Origin of the sequence: Paracoccus ferrooxidans (assembly GCF_029909815.1) — a bacterium.
Lineage (GTDB): Bacteria > Pseudomonadota > Alphaproteobacteria > Rhodobacterales > Rhodobacteraceae > Paracoccus > Paracoccus versutus.
The window spans coordinates 2,061,702-2,085,801 of sequence record NZ_CP038198.1 but is presented as its reverse complement, the minus strand read 5'-3'; the positions used below and the strand labels follow the sequence as shown (position 1 = coordinate 2,085,801).

Below are 24,100 nucleotides of genomic sequence, written 5' to 3'. Positions count from 1 at the left end.
GGCCGGGAAGCCGCGCTGGAAGGCCCGCGCGTGCGGACAAGGTGGCCGCGCTTCAGGCGGCCTGGCGAATGTCGGCTTCCATCGGCATCGGATCGAAGCTGAAATAGCCGTACATCTGCTCCAGCACGGCCAGGGCCGCGCGGTCTGCCGACTTGGCCGGCTTCAGCACGGCCAGGTTGGCGCTGGGTTTTTGGGTCTCGGCAAGGGTTTTCATCCGAAGGTCTCCGGGTCGAAGTGATGCTCTTCCCCGCCGAAAAAGATAATGCCGCGCCGCAGAAAAATCTACCTCTGCGACGCGGCGTCAAACGGTATATCACGGCATACCGGCCATGACGGCCGTGCAAATCAAACGATACGGTCCACCATCATGTGCTTGATCGAGGCGATGGCCTTGGCCGGGTTCAGCCCCTTGGGACAGGTATTGGTGCAGTTCATGATCGTATGGCAGCGATACAGCTTGAACGGGTCTTCCAGCGCATCCAGGCGTTCGCCCGTGGCCTCGTCGCGCGAATCGATGATCCAGCGATAGGCGTGCAGCAGGGCCGCCGGGCCCAGGTAGCGGTCGCCGTTCCACCAATAGCTCGGGCAGGCGGTCGAGCAGCTGGCGCACATCACGCATTCGTAAAGCCCGTCCAGCTTCTTGCGATCCTCGATCGACTGGCGCCATTCCTTGTCGGGGGTCGGCGTCTCGGTGATGAGATAGGGGTTCACCGAGGCGTGCTGGGCATAGAAATGCGTCAGGTCGGGGATCAGATCCTTGACCACCGGCATGTGCGGCAGCGGATAGATGTTCACGTCGCCCTTGATCTCGTCCATGCCGTAGATGCAGGCAAGATGGTTGCCGCCGTCGATGTTCATCGCGCAGGAGCCGCAGATCCCCTCGCGGCAGGAGCGGCGGAAGGTCAGCGTCGGGTCGATCTCGTTCTTGATCTTGATCAGCGCGTCCAGCACCATCGGCCCGCATTTATCCATGTCGACGAAATAGGTGTCGATGCGCGGGTTCTCGCCGGTATCGGGATCCCAGCGGTAGATGTTGAAGCGGCGGACGTTCGTCGCGCCTTCGGGTTTCGGCCAGGTCTTGCCGACCCGCATGCGGCTGTTCTTGGGAAGGGTAAGTTGGACCATTGGGTAACTCCTGGTGGTCAGACCGTCGTCTTGCGACTAGGCCGTCATGCGGTGGCTTGGGCAGAGGGCGTCAATGCACCCTCCAGCCCGGCTGTTCGTAAAGCGGCCGCGTGGGCTTCTGCCCCGAGCGGCGCTGGACGCATTGGTCGAAGACCTGGGACGGATCGCGCCCCAGGATCTGGTCCGAGGACAGGTCGACGCTGACGAAGCCGCCGCGATAGCCGTGCGAGCCGACGCCGATGCCGACCTGGGTGCGCGGCGCGCGGGCGTCGAGCGCCTGGACCATGCAGACGCGCTCGGCCTCTGCGACCGGGATCTGCACCGGCGCGGGCGCGCAGGCCGCCAGCCCCAGCAGCGCCGGGGCAAGGCGCAGGCCAAGCGCGCCGCGCCCGGCCATCAGGCGGCCTGCTTGGCCGCCGCCGCGGCGCTGGCGATGCATTGCGTGGTGGACGGACGGCCGACGATGGCGGCCACCGCATCTCCCGCCCCGGCCGCGCCGGCAGCGGCGATGCTGGACAGTTCCGCCGTGGTGGCGTTCTGCATCACGCAATCGGTATAGGGCGCGACATTGGCGCCGGGCAGGCGCCGGGCCATCTCGCGGTTGACGATGACGCGGGCCGAGGACCGCATCGCCGCATCCGGCGCGGGGGCCGCGACCGGCGGCAGCGGCGCCGGCGCCATGCCGGGGTTCTGGACCACGCAGCCCGAAAGGGTCAGCGCGGCGGCGGTCAGGGCCATGGGCAGGATCAGGGGAAGACGCATCAATAAACCCTCGCTTTGGGTGCGATCTTTTTCAGGTCGATCCCGCCCTCGTCCTGGGTAGTCAGGGGTTCAAGATGAACGGGCCGATAGGCCAGTTTAACATCGTTGCCTTCGACCCAGGCAAGCGAGTGCTTGCGCCAGTTGGCATCATCCCGCTCGGGGTAGTCTTCATGGGCATGGGCGCCGCGGCTTTCCTTGCGCGCCTCGGCGCCGACGATGGTCGCCAGCGCGTTGGGCATCAGGTTGGTCAGCTCCAGCGTCTCCATCAGGTCGCTGTTCCAGATCAGGCTGCGGTCGGTGACCTTCAGGTCGTCCATCTTGGCCGCGATCGCCTGCATCTTCTCGACGCCCTCGGCCAGGGTCTTGTCGGTGCGGAACACCGCGGCATCGGCCTGCATGGTGCGCTGCATCTCAAGCCGCAGCTCGGCCGTCGGCACCGAGCCGTTGGCGTTGCGGATGCGGTCGAAGCGGTCCAGCGCCTTGTCCACCTGTTCCTTGTTGGTGGTGGGGATCGCCGCCTTGCGGTCGATCACCTGCCCGGCGCGGATCGCGGCGGCGCGGCCAAAGACCACCAGGTCGATCAGCGAGTTCGATCCCAGCCGGTTCGCGCCATGGACCGAGGCGCAGCCGGCCTCGCCCACCGCCATCAGGCCGGGGAAGACCCGGTCCGGGCTTTCGGCGGTCGGGTCCAGCACCTCGCCCCAGTAGTTGGTGGGGATGCCGCCCATGTTGTAATGCACCGTCGGCAGGATCGGGATCGGCTCGCGCGTCACGTCCACGCCGGCGAAGATCTTGGCGGATTCCGAGATGCCCGGCAGCCGCTCGGCCAGGCTTTCCGGCGGCAGGTGCATCAGGTTCAGGAACATGTGATCCTTGTGCGGGCCGACGCCGCGGCCCTCGCGGATCTCGATGGTGATGCAGCGCGAGACCACGTCGCGGCTGGCCAGATCCTTGTAGGTCGGCGCGTAACGCTCCATGAAGCGCTCGCCCTCGCTGTTGGTCAGGTAGCCGCCCTCGCCGCGCGCGCCCTCGGTGATCAGGCAGCCCGAGCCGTAGATGCCGGTCGGGTGGAACTGCACGAATTCCATGTCCTGAAGCGGCAGGCCCGCCCGGGCCACCATGCCGCCGCCGTCGCCGGTGCAGGTATGGGCCGAGGTGGCGCTGAAATAGGCGCGGCCATAGCCGCCGGTCGCCAGCACCACCATCTTGGCGTTGAAGACGTGGATCGAGCCGTCATCCAGCTTCCAGCACACCACGCCGGTGCAGGCGCCGTCGGTGATGATCAGGTCCAGCGCGAAATATTCGATGAAGAACTCGGCATTTTCTTTCAGCGACCGGCCATAGAGCGTGTGCAGGATGGCATGGCCGGTGCGGTCGGCGGCGGCGCAGGTGCGCTGCACCGGCGGGCCTTCGCCGAATTCGGTGGTGTGGCCGCCGAAGGGGCGCTGGTAGATCTTGCCCTCCTCGGTCCGGCTGAAGGGCACGCCGTAGTGCTCCAGCTCGTAGACCGCCTTGGGGGCCTCGCGCGCCAGGTATTCCATGGCGTCGGTGTCGCCCAGCCAGTCCGAGCCCTTGACGGTGTCATACATGTGCCACTGCCAGTTGTCCGGGCCCATGTTCGACAGGCTGGCGGCGATGCCGCCCTGGGCCGCGACCGTGTGCGAGCGGGTCGGAAAGACCTTGGTCACGCAGGCGGTGCGCAGGCCCTGTTCGGCCATGCCCAGCGTCGCGCGCAGGCCCGCGCCACCGGCACCGACGACCACGACATCATATTCGTGCGTTTCGTATTTGTAAGCAGCCATGGCGGAACCTCAGAGGACGACGATCGCGCCAAGGCCCATCCGGGCCAGCGCATAGACGGCCGCGGCGATGACCGCCCAGCCGAAGATCACGGAAAAGATGATGGCGGCCTTGCGCACGCCACCCTGGAAATAGTCGTCGATCATGATCCGCGTGCCCTTGATGAAGTGGACCATGCCCACGATCACGAACAGAGCGGTGATGAGCGCCGGGAAGGGCCGGCCGAAATAGGCCAGCAGCTGTTCCTGCGACAGGCCGATGGCGCGGGCGACCACGATCATGAACAGCGGCGTCAGCACGGTCAGCGCGACGGCCGAGACGGTCATGGCCCAGTGGTGCTGGGTGCCCTCGTGCGCCGAGCCCAGGCCTTCGGCAGCTTTGCGGGGGGTGATGTAACGCATGATCCTGCCCTTTCCTCAGAACGCGAAGAAGATGATCAGCGTCAGCACGGCCAGGACGACCGAACCCGCGATCAGCGCCTGGCTGGATTTGCGCGCTTCCTCGATCTCCAGCCCGTAGCCCGCGTCATAGGCCAGGTGGCGCAGCCCGGCGAGCAGGTGATACCACAGCGACCACATCGAGCCGGTCAGGATGATGAAGCCCAGCCAGGACCGCATCACCCAGTCCGCGCAGGCGAAGGCGCCCGGCGAGGTGACGGCGGCGACCAGCCACCAGGTGATCAGCACGATCCCGGCGACCAGCGCGTGCCCGGTGATGCGGGTCATGATCGAGGTGATTGCGGCGATGGGCAGGCGATAGACCTGCAAATGCGGTGACAATGGCCGGTTGCCCCGGTTGACGTCAGCCATGATGCGCTCTCCTGCGTTCAGGCCCCGCACGCGACGGCTGGCGGCGAGGGCTGGCCGAAATTGGGTTTGCTTTTAGCCACCTTGTCGCATCTGTCACGGGTGGATGCCAGACGTAAGGCGGATATGCGACAGATTTTCCGTTTTTGTGATCACGCAAACGCCAGCTGTGATCACGGGCAGGCTTCGACCCTTTCGAATGATTGCGGTATCAGGACGGACTCGCCGGATTTCCCCGGATAACCGAGGGATTCGGTCATGTTCAGCCCCGGCGCGGCCGCGAGTCGCGGGCCGGCCGCGCCGGGGCGCAGGGCGGTCATTTCGGCATCAGGGCCCAGTAGTCCAGGTCCAGCAGCACCTGCGGGGCATATTTTCCATCCTCGCCGCGCAGGGCGTGATCACCGGCCGCGCCCTTGTGCGCCACCAGCCGCAGCCGGATCGCGCCGACGCCCGGCGCATGGGTGTCGGCCTTGTCCAGCACCTCGGACCAGGCGCGGATGGTGTCGCCGGCAAAGCAGGGATTGGCATGGGCCCCGCCGTTCAGCGCCACGATCATCTGCGCATTGGCCAGCCCGTTGAAGCTGAGCGCGCGGGCCATGCTGATGACATGGCCGCCATAGATCAGCCGCTTGCCGTCCTCGCGGAAGGTGGCGTCGAAATGCACCTTGGCGGTGTTCTGCCACAGCCGGGTGGCCAGCATATGCTCGGCCTCCTCGATGGTGACGCCGTCCACATGGTCGATGACCTCGCCGACCTCATAGTCGCCCCAGCGGTGCGGCTCGCCGGCCAGGCCGAAGTCGTATTGCAGGAAATCCAGCCCCTCGGGCAGCACCAGATCGGAGGGCGCGACCGATTTCGCCAGTTCCGGCACCACCGGCTCGGGCGCCGGCGCCGCGTCGTCGCCCTTGCGCACCATGACCCAGCGCACATAGTCCAGCACCACCTCGTCCATCTGGTTCAGGCCGCGGGTGCGGACCCAGACCACGCCGGACTTGCCGTTGGAGTTCTCCTTGAGCCCGATCACCTCGGATTCGGAGCGCAGCGTGTCGCCCGGCCAGACCGGCTTCAGCCAGCGGCCCTCGGCATAGCCCAGGTTCGCCACCGCGTTCAGGCTGATGTCGGGGACCGACTTGCCGAAGACGATGTGAAAGGCGATCAGGTCGTCCAGCGGGCTGCCGTCCAGACCCGAGGCGGCCGCGAACTCGTCCGAGGAATAAAGCGCGTGCCGCGCCGGGTAGAGCGCATGGTAAAGCGCGCGCTCGCCCTCGGCCACGGTGCGGGGGACGGCGTGGCGGATCACCTGGCCGACGCGGTAATCCTCGAAGAAGCGGCCCGGATTGGTCTTGCTCATGGTGGTTTCCTATTGCTGGCCCAGTTTCATGTCCGGGTGATAATCCGCCTCGATCTGCTTGGTGACGGCCTGGGCGCAGCGCATCACGCCGCGCGCCGCGTCGAAGGCATAGGCGGGGTCGCCATGCAGCTCCCAGCCCTTCGACAACGCCTCGCTGACCTTGTGGCAGAAGGCCGAGGTGTCGTCCTCGGTCAGCAGGCGATAGATCTTGGGCATGTCAGCCTCCAAAGGGGTTATAGCCCAGCCAGGCGTGGACCAGCGCCACGACCCCGAACAGGACCACGGTGCCGACCGCGGCCATCGCCTCCTTGCGGACCGGGAACGGCCCGGCGGGCGGGGTCCAGCCCGGCTGCGCGCGGTTGATCACGGCCATCTCGACCAGCGACCAGAGCAGCAGCCCGCCGAACAGCACGAAACTGGGCAGGTCGCCATTGGGCAGCAGATGCGCAAGGGCCCAGAGCGCAAAGCCGGTCAGCTGCGGGTGACGGATATGGCGGGCCAGGCGGGTCTTCATGCCGGCGACGGCAAAAAGATAGAAGCCCAGCAGCACCAGCAGGTTGTTGACGCCCTTCAGCGGTGCGGTCGCGCCCCACCAATGGGGACCGTCCGCCATGCGATAGCCGATCACCATCAGCACCACCGAGACCGCCAGCGCCCCCGCCACGCCGCCCCGGCCCAGCCGGTCGCGCGGCCCCGATGCCAGCCGCTTGAGAAGATGCGCCGCCCACCAAAGCGCCACGCCAAGGATCAGGATCAACATCTGGCTTTGTCCTTTCGCTGGATGTAAATGGCGCTTACTTTGCCATCACCCTGCCAGCGCGGCAATCGCCGCGGCCTTGGCCAAAGTGACGCGGGCGGTCTCGACATGCAGGTTCTCGACGATCCTGCCGTCCACCACCGCGACGCCCTTGCCCTGGGCCTGCGCCTCGTCGAAGGCCTCGATCTGGCGGCGGGCCAGATCGACCTCGGCTTCCGACGGCGCAAAGACCTCGTTGGCAATGGCCAGCTGCGCCGGGTGGATCAGGGTCTTGCCGTCAAAGCCCATGTCGCGGCCCTGCTCGCATTCGGCGCGCAACCCCTCTTCGTCCTTGAAGGCGTTGAACACGCCGTCCACGATGACCCGGCCATGCGCCCGCGCGGCCAGCAGGCACAGGCCCAGCCCCGCCATCATCGGCAGCCGGTCGGCGCGAAAGCGGCTGTTCAGCTCCTTGGCCAGATCGTTGGTGCCCATCACCATGCCCTGCAGGCGCGGATGGGCGGCGATCTCGGCGGCGTTCAGCATGCCCTCGGCCGTCTCCATCATCGCCCAGAGCGGCGTGTCGGGCACCAGCGCCGCCACCCGGTCCAGGTCGGCGCCGCGGCTGACCTTGGGCACCAGCACCGCATCGGCGCCCGAGGCAAAGGCGCGGGCGTCGCCCTCGCCCCATTCGGTGTCCATGCCGTTGATGCGCACGATCCGCACCCGGCCGCCGTAATCGGCCTGCAGCGCCTTGGCCAGCAAGTCCCGCGCCGCCACCTTCTCGGCGGGCGCCACCGCATCCTCGAGGTCGAAGATGATCGCATCTGCGGCCAGCGCCTGGGCCTTTTCCATGGCCCGCACATTGGCGGCCGGAATATAGAGGACGGAACGATAGGGACGGGTCATCGGGGCCTCGCGTAATAATCTTGCGCGAACCTGCCCCGAAAGGAAGCGAATCGCAAGCACCGATTTGCCGCACTGCGGCATCAGATCCCGTCCCAGATCAGCTTGGCCGAAACCAGCATCAGCGCCCAGGTGATGAAGCCATAGAAGACCTGCGCAGACATCCGCCGCACCAGCCACAGTCCCGCCAGCACGCCCAGCACGCCGGGCACCATCAGCACGGCGGCCACCGACAGGTTATGCGCCGACAGCTGGCCCAGCATGGCATAGGGAATCAGCTTCACCGCATTGCAGATGGCAAAGAAGATCGTCGTGGTGCCGGCATAGGTCATCGGCGTCATGCGCAGGGGCTGGGCATAGACCTGATAGGGTGCCGCGCCCGAATGCGACACGAAGCTGGTATAGCCCGAGATCGTGCCCCAGAAGCTGCCCGCCCCCCAGCGCGGTGGCCGGGCGCTGGCGCTGACCCGGCTGCGCAGCAGGGCGTTCAGCGCAAAGGCCAGGCCGATCACGCCGACGATCAGCCCGACCTGCGCGTCGTCGACGTGATGCGCGGTGGCCCAGCCCAGGGCGATGCCGGTGATCGCGCCCGGCACCAGCGTCCGCAGCACCCGCGCGTCGAAATCGCGGCGAAAGGCGATCAGCCCGCCGATGTCCGAGATGATATAGACCGGCAGCAGGATGCCCGCCGCCTGCACCGGCGACATGACCAGCGCCAGCAGCGGCACCGAGATGGTGCCGACCATGGACAGCCCTCCCTTGGCCAGCCCGATCGAAAAGGCGGCGATCACCGCCAGCACCCAGCCCAGCATCTCCATCCGCGCGCCCCCGTGTCCCGCCCCTCCCGAGTAATCCAGCGGCGCAACCGCGGCAATACGCCGCCGCCATTTCCATGTTAGCGGTTGACAACAGCGGTTTTCGCGCCGGACCCGCAGCCAAGGCTTGCGATTCTCATCCCGAGGGACTAGGCCACCGCGCGAACCATCATGGAAATCGGAGGTTAACATGGCCCGACCCAAGATCGCACTCATCGGTGCGGGACAGATCGGCGGCACGCTGGCGCATCTGGCCGCGATGAAGGAGCTGGGCGACGTCGTCCTGTTCGACATCGCCGAGGGCACGCCCCAGGGCAAGGCGCTCGACATCGCGCAATCGGGCCCGTCCGAGGGTTTCGACGCCGTCATGAAGGGCGCCAACGATTATGCCGACATCGCCGGCGCCGATGTGTGCATCGTCACCGCCGGCGTGCCCCGCAAGCCGGGCATGAGCCGCGACGACCTGCTGGGCATCAACCTCAAGGTCATGAAATCCGTGGGCGAGGGCATCAAGCAGCACGCCCCGAACGCCTTCGTGATCTGCATCACCAACCCGCTGGACGCCATGGTCTGGGCGCTGCGCGAGTTCAGCGGCCTGCCGCATGAAAAGGTCGTCGGCATGGCCGGCGTGCTCGATTCGGCCCGCTTCCGCCACTTCCTGTCACTGGAATTCGGCGTCTCGATGCGCGACGTGACCGCCTTCGTGCTGGGCGGCCATGGCGACACCATGGTGCCGCTGACCCGCTATTCGACCGTGGCCGGCATCCCGCTGCCCGACCTGGTCAAGATGGGCTGGACCACCCAGGACAAGCTGGACGCCATCGTGCAGCGCACCCGCGACGGCGGCGCCGAGATCGTCGGCCTGCTGAAGACCGGCTCGGCCTTCTATGCGCCCGCGACCTCGGCCATCGAGATGGCGGAAGCCTATCTCAAGGACCAGAAGCGCGTGCTGCCCTGCGCGGCCTATGTGAAGGGCGCCTATGGGCTGGACGGGCTCTATGTCGGCGTGCCGACCGTGATCGGCGCCGGCGGCATCGAGCGCGTCATCGACATCACCCTGGACAAGGACGAGCAGGCGATGTTCGACAAGTCCGTGGACGCGGTCAAAGGGCTGGTCGCGGCCTGCAAGGGCATCGACGCCACCCTGGCCTGATCGCCGGCCAGCGACGGCAAGGACAGGCCCCGCCGGCTGCGGCGGGGCTTTTTCATGGCGCGGACGCACGGCCCGCGCAGCATAAGGCAGGCCAGCGCCGCGGCGGACGAACCGCTGGCCGTGCGGACCTCCTGGGCCCTGCCTGACCCCCGGCGCGCCCTGATCCGGGACGCGAAAGCGCCGGCCCAGGCCGGGGATTCCCGCCCCGCCGTCCCGGCAGCCGGGGATTTGCGATCACAGCCTCGAAAACTGTGATCACAAAAGGCGGATTACCGCCAGTTTTAGGGATTTCGCCCTTCATGGGGCTTTGGCGCCGGCGTGGAATGTGGCACAAGCCCCGCCAACCGACAACTGCGGGGGAAGACGATGAACATCCATGAATACCAGGCCAAGGCGTTGCTGCGCCAATACGGCGCGCCGGTCTCGGACGGGCGGGTGGTGATGAAGGCCGACGAGGCCAAGGCGGCGGCGGGGGAACTCGACGGGCCGCTCTGGGTCGTCAAGGCCCAGATCCACGCCGGCGGCCGTGGCAAGGGTCACTTCAAGGAAAAGGAAGCCGGTGAAAAAGGCGGCGTCCGCCTGGCCAAATCGGTGGAAGAGGCCGAGGAGCTGACCCGCCAGATGCTGGGCCGCACCCTCGTCACCCACCAGACGGGCGAGACCGGCAAGCAGGTCAACCGCATCTATATCGAGGACGGCAGCGACATCGAGCGCGAGCTGTATCTGGCGCTGCTGGTCGACCGCGGCACCTCGCGCGTCAGCTTCGTCGCCTCGACCGAAGGCGGCATGGACATCGAGGAAGTCGCCGCCTCGACCCCGGAAAAGATCGTGACCTTCAGCGTCGATCCGGCCTCGGGGCTTTCGGATTTCCACGGCCGCCGCGTGGCCTTCGCCCTGGGTCTTTCGGGCCCGCAGGTCAAGCAATGCGTGGCGCTGGTCAAGAACCTGTATCGCATGTTCATCGAGAAGGACATGGAGATGCTGGAGATCAACCCGCTGATCGTGATGAAGGACGGCAACCTCAAGGCGCTGGACGCGAAGATGGGCTTCGACAACAACGCCCTTTATCGCCAGCCCGACATCCTGGCGCTGCGCGACGAGACCGAGGAAGACCCCAAGGAACTCGCCGCCTCGAAATTCGACCTGAACTATATCGCGCTGGACGGCGAGATCGGCTGCATGGTCAACGGCGCCGGCCTGGCGATGGCGACGATGGACATCATCAAGCTGTTCGGCGCCGAGCCCGCGAACTTCCTGGACGTCGGCGGCGGCGCCACCAAGGAGAAAGTGACCGAGGCGTTCAAGATCATCACCTCGGACCCGAACGTCAAAGGCATCCTGGTTAACATCTTCGGCGGCATCATGCGCTGCGACATCATCGCGGAAGGCATCATCGCCGCGGTGAAAGAGGTCGGGCTGCAAGTCCCGCTGGTCGTGCGCCTGGAAGGCACCAATGTCGAGCTGGGCAAGCAGATCATCGGCGATAGCGGCCTGAACGTGATCGCGGCGGATGATCTGTCGGATGCGGCGCAGAAGATCGTCAAGGCGGTGAAGGGCTGACCACTATGGCTAAGGCGGTGGAAGGCAAAGCTGTCGAGATTACGGTTGGAAACGTGGATAACAATCATATCCCCGTTAGCCCAATCAGAGATTTGTTCCCCGCCGACTCGTTCGGCGGAGGAAACAAGTCGGAGGCAGGGAAGCCGATCACCGTCGAGCTTCATACAGTCGGCACGTTCGAAACTGATATTGCAACGGGCAAATGGATTCTTCGCATCAGAGCAAAGGATGCCATTGAGACGTTCTATAGGAATATCAACGCGAAAGACGGAACGCGGCTCTTCTTCGAGAAGATCGGACCGCGCAACTTTCGTGTTTCCGTAATCGCTTAAGGAGAGGCTAATGGCCGTTCTCGTCAACAAAGACACCAAAGTCATCTGCCAGGGGATCACCGGATCCCAGGGCACCTTCCACACCGAACAGGCGATCGCTTACGGCACGCAGATGGTCGGCGGCGTGACCCCCGGCAAGGGCGGCACGACGCATCTGGACCTGCCGGTCTTCAACTCGGTCCACGAGGCCGTGGAGAAAACCGGCGCCAATGCGACCGTGATCTATGTCCCGCCGCCCTTCGCGGCCGATTCGATCCTGGAAGCCATCGACGCCGAGATCCCGCTGATCGTCGCCATCACCGAGGGCATCCCGGTCCTCGACATGATGCGGGTCAAGCGCGCGCTGATCGACAGCAAGTCCACGCTGATCGGCCCGAACTGCCCCGGCATCCTGACGCCGGGCGAATGCAAGATCGGCATCATGCCGGGCTCGATCTTCTCGCGCGGGTCGGTGGGCGTCGTGTCGCGCTCGGGCACGCTGACCTATGAGGCGGTGAAGCAGACCACCGACGTCGGCCTGGGCCAGTCCACCGCGGTCGGCATCGGCGGCGACCCGATCAAGGGCATGGAGCATATCGACGTGCTGCGCATGTTCCTGGACGACCCTGAAACCGAATCGATCATCATGATCGGCGAGATCGGCGGTTCCGCCGAGGAAGAGGCCGCCGAATTCCTGGCCGAGCAGAAGCGCCGCGGCAAGTGGAAGCCGACCGCCGGCTTCATCGCCGGGCGCACCGCGCCGAAGGGCCGCCGCATGGGCCATGCCGGCGCCATAGTCTCGGGCGGCAAGGGCGACGCGGAATCCAAGATCGAAGCCATGAAATCGGCCGGGATCATCGTCGCCGACAGCCCCGCGGGCCTGGGCGAGGCGGTGCTGAAAGCGCTCGGCCGGTAACTTTGCCGCAAGGCTTTTGACTTGGGCGCGGCCCCTGCCTACCTTTACCGGGGGCCGCGCCAGACCTTACCAGCAGGTGCCAGATTGGACCGCCGTCGTCGCCAGATCGTCGCCAGAACCGCCGGGGCAGCGCCCTGCCCGGCCTGCGGCCCTGCCCCGCTGCCCAGCCGAGGCGCGGCATGATCCCGCAGCCCCAACCGCCGGCGGAACGCCCCGCCTCGCCCGTGGCGGCGCAGGACTGGGCGCTTTGCGTCTCGACCTATCAGCGCGGCAAGCTGCTTTGCGACTGCGTGCGTGCCGCGCTGGCCTCGACCGAGCGGCCGGCCGAGATCGTCATCGTCGATGCCAGCGCCGACTGGGCGCAGAACCGCGAGGGGGTCGAGGCGGTGATCGCCGCGGCCGGCGGCTGTCCGCTGACCTATGTGCCGGCCCGGCGCAAATCGCTGACCGTGCAGCGCAACCAGGCCGTCGCGCTGGCCCGTGCCGACATCCTGTTCATGATCGACGACGACGCGCTGCTGCATTCGGATTGCGCCGCGCAGATCATGGCGCATTACCGCGCCGACACGCAGGGCCGGATCGTCGCCATCTCGGCCCGCAATGCGCCGCTGGCCGGCGCGGAGACCGGGGACGAACGCAAGCAGACCAACCGCGCCGGCGCGCTGGCCAGGGGCCGGGCGGGGCCGGTGCAGCGCGGCATCGACCTTGCCCTGCACCACCTGCTGATGATCCCGGCCGAGCAGCGCTTCCTGGGCTACGACCGCCCCGAGCGGCGCTGGCAGGGCGACGCCACCCTGCCGCAGGGGCTGCTGCGCGTCGATTTCATCGTCGGCTTCGCCATGACCCTGCGCCGCCATCTGGCGCTGCGCGAACCCTTCGACGAAGGGCTGGCCGGCAGTTCGATCGCCGAGGATCTGGACGCCAGCTATCGCTTTGGCCGGCACGGGATGCTGGCCATCGCGCCGGATGCGCATATCCACCATTTCGAGGCGGCGGCAGGCCGCGACCGGCGCCGGATCAGCACCATGCTGGCCATGCTCAACATCGCCTATTTCGTCCGCCGCAATTCCGAGCGGCAGGGCCGCGACCTGGCCCGCTATGCGCTGTGGTACCTGCGCATGACGCTGGCCGAACTGCCCAAGGACATCGCCGGAGGCCGCTGGGATCTGCCGCAATTCCGCGGCGCCCTGCTGGCCGGCCGCAACCTGCCCGCCCTGCTGCGCCAGCCGCGCGCCGGGCTGCCGGCATGGTATCAGGATCTTCAGACCAGGCTGATGGCCGGGACCACCCCCGGACATGGCCCGAACAATGCGACCGCCCCTGATCAAGGCGCGAACGGATAGGATTTCCCGGAGGCAAGCCAATGAACGATCAATCCCCAAACTCGGCCTTCCACGATTCGAGCTTCCTGCAGGGCCATAACGCGGCCTATGTCGAGCAGCTTTACGGCCAATGGGCCCAGAACCCGGCGGCGGTGGATCAGGCGTGGGACGCCTTCTTCCGCAGCCTGGGCGACGAGGAGACCGTCGTCACCCGCGAGGCCAAGGGCGCAAGCTGGCAGCGCGCCGACTGGCCGCCGGTGCCCGCCGACGACACCACCGCGGCGCTGACCGGCGAATGGCCGATGCTGCCCAAGTCCGAGGCCAAGGCGGCGCTGGACAAGATCGCCGCCAAGGCCGGCGAAAAGGGCGTGAACCTGACCGACGAGCAGCTCAAGCGCGCCGTGCTGGACAGCGTCCGCGCCATCATGCTGATCCGCGCCTTCCGCATCCGCGGCCACCTGCATGCCGACCTGGATCCGCTGGGCATGCGCGAGATCCCCGACCACGGCGAGCTGGACCCCAAGACCTACGGCTTCACCGAGGCCGACCTGGACCGGCCGATCTTCATCGACAACGTGCTTGGCCTGCAGATCGCCACGATCCGCCAGATCGTCGACCTGATGAGCCGCACCTATTGCGGCACCTTCGCGCTGCAGTTCATGCATATCTCGAACCCCGAAGAGGCCGGCTGGCTCAAGGAGCGGATCGAGGGCTACGGCAAGGAGATCGCCTTCACCCGCGAGGGACGCCGCGCCATCCTCAACAAGCTGGTCGAGGCCGAGGGCTTCGAGAAGTTCCTGCATGTCAAGTATATGGGCACCAAGCGCTTCGGCCTTGACGGCGGCGAGGCGCTGATCCCGGCGATGGAGCAGATCATCAAGCGCGGCGGCGCGCTTGGCGTCAAGGACGTGGTGATCGGCATGCCGCACCGCGGCCGCCTGTCGGTCCTGGCCAACGTGATGGGCAAGCCCTATCGCGCCATCTTCCACGAATTCCAGGGCGGCAGCTACAAGCCCGACGACGTGGACGGCTCGGGCGACGTGAAATATCACCTCGGCGCCTCGTCGGACCGCACCTTCGACGACAACACCGTCCACCTGTCGCTGACCGCGAACCCCTCGCACCTCGAGGCGGTGAACCCGGTGGTGCTGGGCAAGGTCCGCGCCAAGCAGGACCAGCTGTCCGACCAGACCTATCGCACGGCGGTGCTGCCGATCCTGCTGCATGGCGACGCGGCCTTTGCCGGCCAGGGCATCGTGGCGGAATGCTTCCAGCTTTCCGGCATCAAGGGCCACCGCACCGGCGGCTGCATCCATATCGTGGTGAACAACCAGATCGGCTTCACCACCGCGCCGCATTTCAGCCGCACCTCGCCCTATCCGACCGACATCGCGCTGATGGTCGAGGCGCCGATCTTCCACGTCAACGGCGACGACCCCGAGGCGGTGGTCCATGCCGCCAAGGTCGCGACCGAGTTCCGGCAGAAATTCCACAAGGACGTGGTCATCGACATCTTCTGCTATCGCCGCTTCGGTCACAACGAAGGCGACGAGCCGATGTTCACCAACCCGGTGATGTACAAGAAGATCAAGGGCCAGAAGACCACGCTGCAACGCTATACCGAGCGGCTGGTCGCCGACGGCCTGGTCCCCGAGGGCGAGATCGAGGAGATGAAGGCCGCCTTCCAGGCCCATCTGAACGAGGAGTTCGAGGTCGGCAAGAACTTCAAGCCGAACAAGGCCGACTGGCTGGACGGCAAATGGTCGGGGCTCGAGGCCGAGCATGCCGAGGAGAACCTGGGCCAGACCGGCATCGCGCCCGAGACCATGGCCGAGATCGGCGGCGCGCTGACCCGCGTGCCCGAAGGGTTCGACCTGCACAGGACCGTCGGCCGCCTGCTGGAATCCAAGAAGCAGATGTTCGAGACCGGCCAGGGCTTCGACTGGGCCACGGGCGAGGCGCTGGCCTTCGGCTCGCTGCTGCTGGAGGGGCATCCGGTGCGCCTCGCCGGGCAGGATTCGACCCGCGGCACCTTCTCGCAGCGCCATTCGGCCTTCGTCGACCAGGCGACCGAGGAACGCTACTACCCGCTGAACCACATCCGCGGCGGGCAGGCGCGCTACGAGGTCATCGACTCGATGCTGTCGGAATATGCGGTGCTGGGCTTCGAATACGGCTATTCGCTGGCCGAGCCGAACAGCCTGGTCATGTGGGAGGCCCAGTTCGGCGATTTCGCCAACGGCGCCCAGATCATGTTCGACCAGTTCATCACCTCGGGCGAAAAGAAATGGCTGCGCATGTCCGGCCTCGTCATGCTGATGCCGCATGGCTATGAGGGCCAGGGCCCGGAACACAGCTCGGCCCGGCTGGAGCGCTGGCTGCAGATGTGCGCCGAGGACAACTGGATCGTGGCGAACTGCACCACGCCAGCGAACTATTTCCACATCCTGCGCCGGCAGCTGAAGCGGCCCTTCCGCAAGCCGCTGGTGCTGATGACGCCGAAATCGCTGCTGCGCCACCCGCTGGCGGTGTCCACGGCGGACGAGTTCCTGGCCGGCTCGACCTTCAACCGCGTGCTGGTGGACGATGCCGACCGCGGCAAGTCCGAGTTCAAGCTGGCCCCGGACGACAAGATCCGCCGCGTGGTGATCTGCTCGGGCAAGGTCTATTACGACCTCGCGCAGGCCCGCGACGCCGCCGGTGCCGAGGATGTGCATATCCTGCGGCTCGAGCAGTTCTATCCCTTCCCGGCCCAGAGCATGTCCAAGGAGTTGGAACGCTTCAAGGATGCCGAGATCGTCTGGTGCCAGGAAGAACCCAAGAACCAGGGCGGCTGGAGCTTCGTCGAGCCCAATATCGAATGGGTGCTGTCGCGCATCGGCGCCAAGCACGGCCGGCCGCGCTATGTCGGCCGCCATGCCGCGGCCTCGCCGGCCACCGGGCTTGCCTCGCGCCACAAGGCCGAGCAGGAGGCCCTGGTCCACGAAGCGATCACCATCGGGGCCTGACATGGCAGTGGAACTACGCGTCCCCACGCTTGGGGAATCGGTATCCGAGGCGACGGTGGCCACCTGGTTCAAGAAACCGGGCGACCGCGTCGCCGTGGATGAAATGCTGTGCGAGCTGGAAACCGACAAGGTGACGGTCGAGGTGCCCTCGCCCGTCGCCGGCAAGCTGGCCGAGATCGTCGCGCCCGAGGGCACGGTGGTCGCGCCGAACGCGCTGCTCGCGCAGATCATGGAACAGGGCGATGCCGGCCCGGAAGAAATGTTGCCCAAGGCTGATGCGGGCACGAAGGCTCAGGAAGGACAGAGGAAGATGAGCGGAAAATCCGTCGACGTGATGGTGCCCACCCTGGGCGAAAGCGTGACCGAAGCGACGGTCGCGACCTGGTTCAAGAAGGTCGGCGACGCGGTCGCGCAGGACGAGATGCTGTGCGAGCTTGAGACCGACAAGGTCTCGGTCGAGGTGCCGGCCCCCGCCGCGGGCGTGCTGGCCGAGATCCTCGCCCCCGAGGGCGCGACGGTCGAGGCCAGCGCCAGGCTGGCCGTCATCACCGAAGGCGCGACCGCGGCCCCCAAGGCCGAGGCCCCGGCGGCCGCCGCAGCCGCCGTGCAATCGCCCGGCGCCGGCCCGGAAACGCCCGCGCCGCGCAAGGATGTCGAGGACGCCCCTTCGGCCAAGAAGGCCATGGCCGAGGCCGGGGTCAGCCGCGATGCCGTCATCGGCACCGGCCGCGACGGCCGGGTGATGAAAGAGGACGTGGCACGCGCGGCTACCGCCCCTGCCGCCGCCTCGCCCGCCCCGGCCCCGGCCCAGGCGCCGCGCGCGCCGAGTTCCGCCGAGGACGCCGCCCGCGAGGAACGCGTCAAGATGACCCGCCTGCGCGCCACCATCGCCCGCCGGCTCAAGGACGCGCAGAACACCGCCGCGATGCTGACCACCTATAACGAGGTGGACATGAAGGGCATCATGGACCTGCGCAACACCTACAAGGACCAGTTCGAGAAGAAGCACAAGGTCAAGCTGGGCTTCATGTCCTTCTTCGTGAAGGCCTGCTGCCACGCGCTGAAGGAAGTGCCCGAGGTCAATGCCGAGATCGACGGCGGCGACGTGGTCTACAAGAACTTCGTCCACATGGGCGTGGCGGTGGGCACGCCGAACGGCCTGGTGGTCCCGGTGGTGCGCGACGCCGACCAGAAGAGCTTCGCCCGGATCGAGAAGGAGATCGCCGAGCTGGGCCTGCGCGCCCGCGACGGCAAGCTGACCATGGCGGAAATGCAGGGCGGCACCTTCACCATCTCGAACGGCGGCGTCTATGGCTCGCTGATGTCCTCGCCGATCCTGAACCCGCCGCAATCGGGCATCCTGGGCATGCACAAGATCCAGGACCGCCCCGTGGTGGTGGACGGGCAGATCGTCATCCGGCCGATGATGTATCTGGCGCTGAGCTACGACCACCGCATCGTCGACGGCAAGGGCGCCGTGACCTTCCTGGTCCGCGTCAAGGAAGCGCTGGAGGATCCGCGCCGCCTGCTGATGGATCTGTGATCCCTGCCTTCCGGGGGCGGCAGGCCCGCCCCCGGCCAGCCCAAGGCGCCGCGCAACTCTTTCCGGCCTGTTCCCGTTGACCCGCACGGGGCCGCCTTGCCGCTCATCCCGACGGGAAGCCGGGCCGAAACGGAGGAGTCTTCCATGACCCAGATGATCGCCCATTACAGCATCGCCGATTACGCCCGCTTCCGCGCCGCCTTCGACGCGGACGCCGAGGATCGCGGCAATAACGGCCTGTCGCTGCTGCAACTGTGGCGCGAAAGCGACCAGAGCGCCTGGGCGCTGTTCCAGGTCGGGGACGCGGCCGCCGCCAAGGCTTACCTGGAAGGCGCCGCGGGCGTCTTCAACAGCCAAGCCGGCGTCTCGGCCACCGCATTCCATTTCGTCGAGACCGCCTGATGGCCGCCGAGACCACCGCCCTGGCGCTGGCCGCGCTGCTGCAGGCCGTGCAGATCGGCCTGGCCGCCGCCTCGATGAACCGCGATGTCGGCGCGAAGTGGAACGCCAGCCCGCGCGACCGCCAGCCCGAGTTTTCCGCCCTGACCGGCCGGCTGCGCCGCGCGGTGGACAACCATTTCGAGGGGCTGATCCTCTTTACCATCGCCGTCGTGCTGGTAGTGCTTTCGGATGCCGGCTCGGCCCTGACCGTGCTTTGCGCCTGGAGCTACCTGCTGGCGCGGCTGCTTTATGTTCCCGCCTATGCCTATGGCTGGTCGCCCTGGCGCTCGGTCATCTGGGGGGTGGGGTTCGTCGCCACGCTGACGATGATCCTGATCGCCTTATTCACCTGAATCGAACGGGCGGCACCGCGAAAGGCGCCGCGAACTGCAAGGAGACCTGAATGTCCACCTATGACCTGATCGTGATCGGCGCCGGTCCCGGCGGCTATGTCTGTGCGATCCGCGCCGCCCAGCTGGGCCTGAAGGTCGCCTGCGTCGAAGGGCGCGAGACGCTGGGCGGAACCTGCCTGAACGTCGGCTGCATCCCCTCCAAGGCGCTTCTGCATGCCAGCCACATGCTGCACGAAACCCACGAGAATTTCGAGAAGATGGGACTGATGGGCGCCAAGCCCAAGGTCGATTGGGACAAGATGCAGGGCTACAAGGCCGAAACGGTCGCCGGCAACACCAAGGGCATCGAGTTCCTGTTCAAGAAGAACAAGATCGACTGGCTCAAGGGCTGGGCCAGCATCGAGGCGCCCGGCAAGGTCAAGGTCGGCGACCAGATCCATGAGACGAAGAACATCGTCATCGCCTCGGGCTCGGAACCGGCCAGCCTGAAGGGGGTCGAGGTCGACAACGCCGCCGGCGTGGTGGTCGATTCGACCGGCGCCCTGTCCCTGCCCAAGATTCCCAAGTCGATGGTGGTGATCGGCGCCGGGGTGATCGGGCTGGAGCTGGGCTCGGCCTATGCCCGCCTGGGGGCCGAGGTGACGGTGGTCGAGTTCCTGGACGCCATCACCCCCGGCATGGACGGCGAGGTGCAAAAGCAGTTCCAGAAGATCCTGGCGAAGCAGGGGCTGAAATTCGTCCTCGGCGCCGCGGTGTCCGAGGTCGAGGTCGAAAAGGGCAAGGCCGAGGTCACATACAAGCTGCGCAAGGACGACAGCGAGCACGAGATCAAGGCCGAATGCGTGCTGGTCGCCACCGGCCGCCGCCCCTATGTCGCGGGGCTTGGCCTCGACAAGGTCGGCGTGGCGCTGACCGACCGCGGCTTCGTCCAGATCGACGAGCATTGGCAGACCAGCGTCAAGGGCATCTATGCCATCGGCGACGCGGTGCCCGGCCCGATGCTGGCCCACAAGGCCGAGGACGAGGGCATGGCGGTGGCCGAGGTCATCGCCGGAAAGCATGGCCATGTGAACTACGACGTGATCCCCGGCGTGATCTACACCACGCCCGAGGTCGCCTCGGTCGGGCTGACCGAAGAGGCCGCCAAGGAAAGCGGCCGCAAGGTCAAGGTCGGCAAGTTCCCCTTCATGGGCAATGCCCGCGCCAAGGCCCTGTTCCAGGCCGAAGGCTTCGTCAAGATGATCGCCGATGCCGAGACCGACCGGGTGCTGGGCTGCCACATCATCGGCCCGAACGCCGGCGAGATGATCCACGAGGTCTGCGTGGCGATGGAATTCGGCGCCTCGGCCCAGGACATCGCGCTGACCTGCCACGCGCATCCGACCTGCTCGGAAGCGGTGCGCGAGGCCGCCCTGGCCTGCGGCGACGGCGCGATCCACGCCTGATCGGCGGATCGCCACCGAAATCGCCGCCGCACTGCGGCGGGTTTCCGCCGACGGACCGCCCCTGAACCGGGCGGTCCTTTCTTTTGATTTCCCCGACTCTGGCAGCTGCGGCTAATCCCTTGGTCAATGAAAAGACAAGGGGCAGTCATGAAATCCATTATCGGACTGTTGGCGCTGGCCGGCACGCTGGCCGTCGGCGCCTGCGGCGACAACCGGGTCGATCCCGACCGCCGCTATCTGGTCGAACCCCGCGCCTCGGCGGCCCAGGTCGCCGCGCTGCACCCCAACGAGACGCCGGAACTGCGCCGGCTGATCAACAAATACGCCGCGGAATACGACGTGCCGGTGGACCTGGTGCATCGCGTCATCATCCGCGAATCGACCCATCGGCCGGGCGCCCGCAACGGCCCTTATTACGGGCTGATGCAGATCCTGCCCGCCACCGCGCGCGGCATGGGCTATCGCGGCCAGCCCGCCGGGCTGCTGGATGCCGAGACGAACCTGAAATACGGCGTCAAATACCTCCGCGGCGCCTATATGGTCGCCGACGGCAACAAGGACGCCGCGGTGAAATGGTATTCCCGCGGCTATTACTACGAGGCCAAGCGCAAGGGCCTGCTGCAAGCCACCGGCCTGCGCTGAGGCGAGGGACAGAAGATCGCGGGGGCGGCCTTCGGGCCGCCCCTTGCATTACAGCTTGCGGTTGTAGCGGATGAAGGGCGACTTCTGCCCCACCCGGTCATAGAGCATCCGCCCCGGATAATTGTCCTCGGCCGTCAGCCAGTAGACGGCGGGAATGCCGGCGCGATCGGCCTCGGCATAGACGCCCTCGATCAGGGCGCGGGCGATGCCGCGGCCGCGGGCCTCGGGGGCGGTGAACAGATCCTGCAGATAGCAGACCCCCTCGTCGCGCCACAGGTTCGGGTGAAAGACGTAATGCGTCAGGCCCAGCAGCCGGCCGTCCGCCTCGGCCACCAGCCCGTGAAAGTCGCGCGGATCGCGCGCCATCAACCGGGCAAAGGCGCGGTCGTAAAACGAGGGCGGCCGGTCCGCGAAACCATAGAAGACCTGGTAGCCCTCATAAAGCCGCTGCCAGCCCTTGCGGTCCTCGGGACGCAGGGCGCGGATCATCGCTGCCGCCGCGCCATGAAGGCCAGCCGCTCGAACAGGGCCACATCCTGCTCGTTCTTCAGCAGCGCGCCATGCAGCTTGGGCAGCATCTCGCCGGCGGGGCGGCGAAGATCCTCGGGCGCCAGATCCTCGGCCAGGATCAGCTTGAGCCAGTCCAGAAGTTCGCTGGTCGAGGGCTTCTTCTTCAGCCCCTGCACCTCGCGCAGTTCCAGGAACTGGCTCAGCGCCTCGTCGAGCAGCCGCGGCTTGAGTCCCGGATAATGCACCTCGACGATGCGCTTCAGCGTCTCGGCATCGGGAAAGCGGATATAGTGGAAGAAGCAGCGGCGCAGGAAGGCGTCCGGCAGCTCCTTTTCGTTGTTCGAGGTGATGATGACCACCGGCCGGTGCCGCGCCCGCACCATCTCGCCGGTCTCATAGACATGGAACTCCATGCGGTCGAGTTCCTGCAGCAGGTCGTTCGGAAACTCGATGTCGGCCTTGTCGATCTCGTCGATCAGCAGCACCACCTTGCCGGGCGCCTCGAAGGCCTGCCACAGCTTGCCCTTGCGGATGTAGTTCGCAATGTCGTGAACCCGCGCCTCGCCCAGCTGGCTGTCGCGCAACCGCGACACGGCGTCGTATTCGTAAAGCCCCTGCTGCGCGCGGGTGGTCGATTTCACGTTCCATTCGACGATGGGCAGGTCCAGGCTGGCCGCGACCTGGCGCGCCAGTTCGGTCTTGCCGGTGCCCGGCTCGCCCTTGACCAGCAGCGGGCGTTCCAGCGTGATCGCCGCGTTCACGGCCATGGCCAGGTCGGCAGGAGCCACATAGGTTTCGGTCGAGGAAAACTGCATTCGCCTGTCCTTTGCGCAATCTGCGCGACCCTAGCCAGCACCCGCCGGCTTCGCAAGCCGCCGAGGAAAACCTGTCGGAATGGGCTAGTGACAATTGGTCTGCCATACTTTATGCGGGCGCCAAGGATCGGGCATCCAGTCGCCCGGCTCCCGGAGGAACGATGAAAGCCCAGACCTTTCTGCCCGAAGATTATCGCCCCGCCGAAGACGAACCTTTCATGAATGAACGGCAACTGGAGTATTTCCGCCGCAAGCTGATCGCATGGAAGCAGGAACTTCTGGACCAATCCGCGGAAACGCTGGAAGGTCTTCAGGACAGCGCCCGCAACGTGCCGGACCTGGCCGACCGCGCCTCCGAGGAAACCGACCGCTCGCTGGAACTGCGCACCCGCGACCGCCAGCGCAAGCTGGTGACCAAGATCGACGCCGCGCTGCGCCGCATCGAGACCGGCGAATACGGCTATTGCGAAATGACCGGCGAGCCGATCAGCCTCAAGCGGCTGGACGCGCGCCCCATCGCCACCATGACGCTGGAAGCGCAGGAACGCCACGAACGGCGCGAGCGCGTGCATCGCGACGACTGACCCGCCGGCCCCTTCGGGGGCCGCTTTCGCAGCCAAGGGCGCCATGTCCGGCCTGAAGCATCACCCCGTCACCATCATCGGCGCAGGCGTGGCCGGCCTGACCGCGGCCTGCGCCCTGGCGCAGCGCGGGGCAGAGGTCACGGTGCTGGAACGCGCCGGCGCCCTGCGCGAGGTGGGCGCAGGCTTGCAGATCTCGCCCAATGCCTGCCGGGTCCTTGCGGCGCTGGGGCTCGAATCCCGGTTCCGGGCGATCTCGCTGCCCTCCGAACGGGTCGAGCTGCGCGATTCGACCGGCCGCATGGTGGCGCGGCTGGACCTGGCGCGGCATCGCCCCGGAGATCCGTTCCGCCTCGTGCATCGCGCGCGGCTGGTCGCCCTGCTGGAAGAGGCCGCGCGAGAAGCCGGCGCCCGCATCGAACTGGGCCATGACGTCGCCGAACTGCCCGAGGTGCCGCTGCTGATCGGTGCGGACGGGGTGAAAAGCCGCCTGCGCGCGGTGCTGAACGGCCCCGAGACCCCCTTCTTCACCGGCCAGACCGCCTGGCGCGCGCTGATCCCGGCCGAACCCGATGCCGCGCCGGTGGCGCAGGTCTTCATGGGACCGGGCCGGCACCTGGTCAGCTATCCGCTGGGCCAGGGCCAGCGCAATATCGTCGCCGTGGTCGAACGGCCGGACTGGCAGGAGGAAGGCTGGTCCATCCTCGGCGAGCCCTCCGAGCTGCGCGCCGCCTTCGCCCGCTTCGGCGGCCCGGTGCCCGGCTGGCTGGAACGGGTCGAGCAGGTCGGCATCTGGGGCCTCTTCCGCCACCCGGTCGCCGCGCATTGGCAGGACGGCCGGCGGGCGCTGATCGGCGACGCGGCCCATCCCACCCTGCCCTTCATGGCGCAGGGCGCGGTCATGGCGATCGAGGATGCCTGGGTGCTGGCCGCCTGCCTCGACGCGGGCCCGGACCAGGAAGCCGCGCTGGCGCGGTTCCAGACGCTGCGCCAGCCGCGCTGCCGACGCATCGTCGAGGCGGCCAATGCCAATGCCCGCAACTACCACCTGCGCGGCCCGACCCGCGCGGTCGCCCATGCCGGGCTGCGCGCCGTCTCGCGCCTCGCCCCGACCCGGCTGATCGAGCGCTTCGCCTGGCTCTACGACCACGACCCGACGGCCCTCTAGCCGGGCGCCCGAACTTCTCTGTTCCCCAAAT

27 protein-coding genes are annotated in these 24,100 nt (G+C 67.1%); 13 read left to right on the top strand and 14 right to left on the bottom strand.

Annotated features, from left to right (window positions below; translation table 11 throughout):
* Positions 1-52: 52 nt before the first annotated feature.
* From E3U26_RS10475 to E3U26_RS10420, 12 genes are all read right to left on the bottom strand, one after another.
* Positions 53-214 carry a hypothetical protein gene (locus E3U26_RS10475; RefSeq protein ID WP_214273281.1) on the bottom strand — a complete coding sequence of 54 codons (162 nt, stop codon included), beginning with the start codon at positions 212-214 and terminating at the stop codon, positions 53-55.
* A gap of 131 nt (positions 215-345) precedes the next feature.
* Complete coding sequence (locus E3U26_RS10470; protein ID WP_036750226.1) at positions 346-1,125, bottom strand: succinate dehydrogenase iron-sulfur subunit; 780 nt, start codon at positions 1,123-1,125, stop codon at positions 346-348.
* Between the two features lie 70 nt (positions 1,126-1,195).
* Complete coding sequence (locus E3U26_RS10465; RefSeq protein ID WP_052095694.1) at positions 1,196-1,522, bottom strand: hypothetical protein; 327 nt, start codon at positions 1,520-1,522, stop codon at positions 1,196-1,198.
* Positions 1,522-1,887, bottom strand: coding sequence for a hypothetical protein (locus E3U26_RS10460; RefSeq protein WP_036750228.1), 366 nt, complete (start codon positions 1,885-1,887; stop codon positions 1,522-1,524). The genes E3U26_RS10465 and E3U26_RS10460 overlap by 1 nt, the downstream gene beginning before the upstream one ends.
* On the bottom strand, positions 1,887-3,689 hold the full coding sequence (gene sdhA, locus E3U26_RS10455) for a succinate dehydrogenase flavoprotein subunit (RefSeq protein ID WP_114535127.1): 1,803 nt from the start codon (positions 3,687-3,689) through the stop codon (positions 1,887-1,889). Before sdhA ends, E3U26_RS10460 begins: the two co-directional genes overlap by 1 nt.
* Before the next feature lie 9 nt (positions 3,690-3,698).
* Entirely contained in the window at positions 3,699-4,088 is a 390-nt protein-coding gene (gene sdhD, locus E3U26_RS10450; protein ID WP_036750234.1) for a succinate dehydrogenase, hydrophobic membrane anchor protein, read from the bottom strand.
* A 15-nt stretch (positions 4,089-4,103) separates the two neighbouring features.
* Positions 4,104-4,496, bottom strand: coding sequence for a succinate dehydrogenase, cytochrome b556 subunit (gene sdhC, locus E3U26_RS10445; protein WP_036750387.1), 393 nt, complete (start codon positions 4,494-4,496; stop codon positions 4,104-4,106).
* A 313-nt stretch (positions 4,497-4,809) separates the two neighbouring features.
* A complete protein-coding gene (locus tag E3U26_RS10440) occupies positions 4,810-5,844 on the bottom strand; it encodes a MaoC family dehydratase (protein ID WP_072461030.1) in 1,035 nt (344 codons plus the stop codon).
* A 9-nt stretch (positions 5,845-5,853) separates the two neighbouring features.
* On the bottom strand, positions 5,854-6,060 hold the full coding sequence (locus tag E3U26_RS10435; RefSeq protein WP_036750239.1) for a DUF1737 domain-containing protein: 207 nt from the start codon (positions 6,058-6,060) through the stop codon (positions 5,854-5,856).
* Position 6,061: 1 nt separating this feature from the next.
* Positions 6,062-6,604 (bottom strand): NnrU family protein, encoded by a 543-nt coding sequence (locus E3U26_RS10430; RefSeq protein ID WP_499104787.1) that lies wholly within the window; start codon positions 6,602-6,604, stop codon positions 6,062-6,064.
* 45 nt (positions 6,605-6,649) lie between these two features.
* Positions 6,650-7,489 carry an HpcH/HpaI aldolase/citrate lyase family protein gene (locus E3U26_RS10425; RefSeq protein ID WP_243783615.1) on the bottom strand — a complete coding sequence of 280 codons (840 nt, stop codon included), beginning with the start codon at positions 7,487-7,489 and terminating at the stop codon, positions 6,650-6,652.
* Between the two features lie 80 nt (positions 7,490-7,569).
* Positions 7,570-8,304 carry a sulfite exporter TauE/SafE family protein gene (locus E3U26_RS10420; protein ID WP_072461034.1) on the bottom strand — a complete coding sequence of 245 codons (735 nt, stop codon included), beginning with the start codon at positions 8,302-8,304 and terminating at the stop codon, positions 7,570-7,572.
* Between the two features lie 187 nt (positions 8,305-8,491).
* Between E3U26_RS10420 and mdh the strand changes: the two genes are divergently transcribed.
* The 11 genes from mdh to E3U26_RS10365 all read left to right on the top strand — a co-directional run bounded on the left by mdh (position 8,492) and on the right by E3U26_RS10365 (position 20,995).
* Positions 8,492-9,454 carry a malate dehydrogenase gene (gene mdh / locus E3U26_RS10415; RefSeq protein WP_036750251.1) on the top strand — a complete coding sequence of 321 codons (963 nt, stop codon included), beginning with the start codon at positions 8,492-8,494 and terminating at the stop codon, positions 9,452-9,454.
* A 366-nt stretch (positions 9,455-9,820) separates the two neighbouring features.
* The gene (gene sucC / locus E3U26_RS10410; RefSeq protein ID WP_243783614.1) at positions 9,821-11,014 is read left to right on the top strand and encodes an ADP-forming succinate--CoA ligase subunit beta; all 1,194 of its coding nucleotides are present in this window, start codon (positions 9,821-9,823) and stop codon (positions 11,012-11,014) included.
* Between the two features lie 5 nt (positions 11,015-11,019).
* Complete coding sequence (locus E3U26_RS10405) at positions 11,020-11,346, top strand: hypothetical protein (RefSeq protein WP_243783613.1); 327 nt, start codon at positions 11,020-11,022, stop codon at positions 11,344-11,346.
* Positions 11,347-11,356: 10 nt separating this feature from the next.
* Positions 11,357-12,241 carry a succinate--CoA ligase subunit alpha gene (sucD, locus tag E3U26_RS10400; RefSeq protein WP_243783612.1) on the top strand — a complete coding sequence of 295 codons (885 nt, stop codon included), beginning with the start codon at positions 11,357-11,359 and terminating at the stop codon, positions 12,239-12,241.
* Between the two features lie 179 nt (positions 12,242-12,420).
* Positions 12,421-13,584, top strand: coding sequence for a glycosyltransferase family 2 protein (locus E3U26_RS10395; RefSeq protein WP_243783611.1), 1,164 nt, complete (start codon positions 12,421-12,423; stop codon positions 13,582-13,584).
* A gap of 20 nt (positions 13,585-13,604) precedes the next feature.
* Complete coding sequence (locus E3U26_RS10390) at positions 13,605-16,571, top strand: 2-oxoglutarate dehydrogenase E1 component (protein WP_243783610.1); 2,967 nt, start codon at positions 13,605-13,607, stop codon at positions 16,569-16,571.
* A 1-nt stretch (position 16,572) separates the two neighbouring features.
* Positions 16,573-18,114 carry a 2-oxoglutarate dehydrogenase complex dihydrolipoyllysine-residue succinyltransferase gene (gene odhB, locus E3U26_RS10385; RefSeq protein ID WP_276241704.1) on the top strand — a complete coding sequence of 514 codons (1,542 nt, stop codon included), beginning with the start codon at positions 16,573-16,575 and terminating at the stop codon, positions 18,112-18,114.
* A gap of 144 nt (positions 18,115-18,258) precedes the next feature.
* Positions 18,259-18,516, top strand: coding sequence for a hypothetical protein (locus tag E3U26_RS10380; RefSeq protein WP_036750271.1), 258 nt, complete (start codon positions 18,259-18,261; stop codon positions 18,514-18,516).
* Entirely contained in the window at positions 18,516-18,908 is a 393-nt protein-coding gene (locus tag E3U26_RS10375; RefSeq protein ID WP_036750274.1) for an MAPEG family protein, read from the top strand. Before E3U26_RS10380 ends, E3U26_RS10375 begins: the two co-directional genes overlap by 1 nt.
* A 50-nt stretch (positions 18,909-18,958) precedes the next feature.
* The gene (gene lpdA, locus E3U26_RS10370) at positions 18,959-20,353 is read left to right on the top strand and encodes a dihydrolipoyl dehydrogenase (RefSeq protein ID WP_243783608.1); all 1,395 of its coding nucleotides are present in this window, start codon (positions 18,959-18,961) and stop codon (positions 20,351-20,353) included.
* 147 nt (positions 20,354-20,500) lie between these two features.
* Positions 20,501-20,995, top strand: a complete 495-nt coding sequence (locus E3U26_RS10365) for a lytic transglycosylase domain-containing protein (protein WP_036750279.1) — start codon at positions 20,501-20,503, stop codon at positions 20,993-20,995.
* 48 nt (positions 20,996-21,043) lie between these two features.
* Here the strand turns inward: E3U26_RS10365 and E3U26_RS10360 are convergent, their stop codons facing one another.
* Positions 21,044-21,484: a GNAT family N-acetyltransferase gene (locus tag E3U26_RS10360; protein ID WP_243783607.1), complete on the bottom strand. Its 441-nt coding sequence runs from the start codon at positions 21,482-21,484 to the stop codon at positions 21,044-21,046.
* Positions 21,481-22,320: an AAA family ATPase gene (locus E3U26_RS10355; protein ID WP_036750285.1), complete on the bottom strand. Its 840-nt coding sequence runs from the start codon at positions 22,318-22,320 to the stop codon at positions 21,481-21,483. Before E3U26_RS10355 ends, E3U26_RS10360 begins: the two co-directional genes overlap by 4 nt.
* Positions 22,321-22,481: 161 nt before the next feature.
* Here E3U26_RS10355 and dksA point away from each other — a divergent pair, with 161 nt between their 5' ends.
* Together dksA and E3U26_RS10345 are read left to right on the top strand one after the other, a co-directional pair.
* Positions 22,482-22,904, top strand: a complete 423-nt coding sequence (dksA, locus tag E3U26_RS10350; RefSeq protein ID WP_036750287.1) for an RNA polymerase-binding protein DksA — start codon at positions 22,482-22,484, stop codon at positions 22,902-22,904.
* A gap of 43 nt (positions 22,905-22,947) precedes the next feature.
* Positions 22,948-24,069, top strand: coding sequence for an FAD-dependent oxidoreductase (locus tag E3U26_RS10345; protein ID WP_114535119.1), 1,122 nt, complete (start codon positions 22,948-22,950; stop codon positions 24,067-24,069).
* Positions 24,070-24,100 lie beyond the last annotated feature (31 nt).

What these genes read in the sequence shown, in the direction of transcription:
- E3U26_RS10435 (WP_036750239.1), bottom strand. Translation starts at nt 6,060, where the DNA reads ATGCCCAAGATCTATCGCCTGCTGACCGAGGACGACACCTCGGCCTTC.
- E3U26_RS10440 (WP_072461030.1), bottom strand. Translation starts at nt 5,844, where the DNA reads ATGAGCAAGACCAATCCGGGCCGCTTCTTCGAGGATTACCGCGTCGGC.
- E3U26_RS10365 (WP_036750279.1), top strand. Translation starts at nt 20,501, where the DNA reads ATGAAATCCATTATCGGACTGTTGGCGCTGGCCGGCACGCTGGCCGTC.
- sdhD (WP_036750234.1), bottom strand. Translation starts at nt 4,088, where the DNA reads ATGCGTTACATCACCCCCCGCAAAGCTGCCGAAGGCCTGGGCTCGGCG.
- E3U26_RS10380 (WP_036750271.1), top strand. Translation starts at nt 18,259, where the DNA reads ATGACCCAGATGATCGCCCATTACAGCATCGCCGATTACGCCCGCTTC.
- E3U26_RS10395 (WP_243783611.1), top strand. Translation starts at nt 12,421, where the DNA reads ATGATCCCGCAGCCCCAACCGCCGGCGGAACGCCCCGCCTCGCCCGTG.
- sdhC (WP_036750387.1), bottom strand. Translation starts at nt 4,496, where the DNA reads ATGGCTGACGTCAACCGGGGCAACCGGCCATTGTCACCGCATTTGCAG.
- E3U26_RS10425 (WP_243783615.1), bottom strand. Translation starts at nt 7,489, where the DNA reads ATGACCCGTCCCTATCGTTCCGTCCTCTATATTCCGGCCGCCAATGTG.
- E3U26_RS10465 (WP_052095694.1), bottom strand. Translation starts at nt 1,522, where the DNA reads ATGGCCGGGCGCGGCGCGCTTGGCCTGCGCCTTGCCCCGGCGCTGCTG.
- odhB (WP_276241704.1), top strand. Translation starts at nt 16,573, where the DNA reads ATGGCAGTGGAACTACGCGTCCCCACGCTTGGGGAATCGGTATCCGAG.
- E3U26_RS10470 (WP_036750226.1), bottom strand. Translation starts at nt 1,125, where the DNA reads ATGGTCCAACTTACCCTTCCCAAGAACAGCCGCATGCGGGTCGGCAAG.
- dksA (WP_036750287.1), top strand. Translation starts at nt 22,482, where the DNA reads ATGAAAGCCCAGACCTTTCTGCCCGAAGATTATCGCCCCGCCGAAGAC.
- E3U26_RS10420 (WP_072461034.1), bottom strand. Translation starts at nt 8,304, where the DNA reads ATGGAGATGCTGGGCTGGGTGCTGGCGGTGATCGCCGCCTTTTCGATC.
- mdh (WP_036750251.1), top strand. Translation starts at nt 8,492, where the DNA reads ATGGCCCGACCCAAGATCGCACTCATCGGTGCGGGACAGATCGGCGGC.
- E3U26_RS10460 (WP_036750228.1), bottom strand. Translation starts at nt 1,887, where the DNA reads ATGCGTCTTCCCCTGATCCTGCCCATGGCCCTGACCGCCGCCGCGCTG.
- E3U26_RS10375 (WP_036750274.1), top strand. Translation starts at nt 18,516, where the DNA reads ATGGCCGCCGAGACCACCGCCCTGGCGCTGGCCGCGCTGCTGCAGGCC.
- E3U26_RS10390 (WP_243783610.1), top strand. Translation starts at nt 13,605, where the DNA reads ATGAACGATCAATCCCCAAACTCGGCCTTCCACGATTCGAGCTTCCTG.
- E3U26_RS10430 (WP_499104787.1), bottom strand. Translation starts at nt 6,604, where the DNA reads ATGTTGATCCTGATCCTTGGCGTGGCGCTTTGGTGGGCGGCGCATCTT.
- E3U26_RS10475 (WP_214273281.1), bottom strand. Translation starts at nt 214, where the DNA reads ATGAAAACCCTTGCCGAGACCCAAAAACCCAGCGCCAACCTGGCCGTG.
- lpdA (WP_243783608.1), top strand. Translation starts at nt 18,959, where the DNA reads ATGTCCACCTATGACCTGATCGTGATCGGCGCCGGTCCCGGCGGCTAT.
- E3U26_RS10345 (WP_114535119.1), top strand. Translation starts at nt 22,948, where the DNA reads ATGTCCGGCCTGAAGCATCACCCCGTCACCATCATCGGCGCAGGCGTG.
- sucD (WP_243783612.1), top strand. Translation starts at nt 11,357, where the DNA reads ATGGCCGTTCTCGTCAACAAAGACACCAAAGTCATCTGCCAGGGGATC.
- sdhA (WP_114535127.1), bottom strand. Translation starts at nt 3,689, where the DNA reads ATGGCTGCTTACAAATACGAAACGCACGAATATGATGTCGTGGTCGTC.
- E3U26_RS10360 (WP_243783607.1), bottom strand. Translation starts at nt 21,484, where the DNA reads ATGATCCGCGCCCTGCGTCCCGAGGACCGCAAGGGCTGGCAGCGGCTT.
- E3U26_RS10405 (WP_243783613.1), top strand. Translation starts at nt 11,020, where the DNA reads ATGGCTAAGGCGGTGGAAGGCAAAGCTGTCGAGATTACGGTTGGAAAC.
- sucC (WP_243783614.1), top strand. Translation starts at nt 9,821, where the DNA reads ATGAACATCCATGAATACCAGGCCAAGGCGTTGCTGCGCCAATACGGC.
- E3U26_RS10355 (WP_036750285.1), bottom strand. Translation starts at nt 22,320, where the DNA reads ATGCAGTTTTCCTCGACCGAAACCTATGTGGCTCCTGCCGACCTGGCC.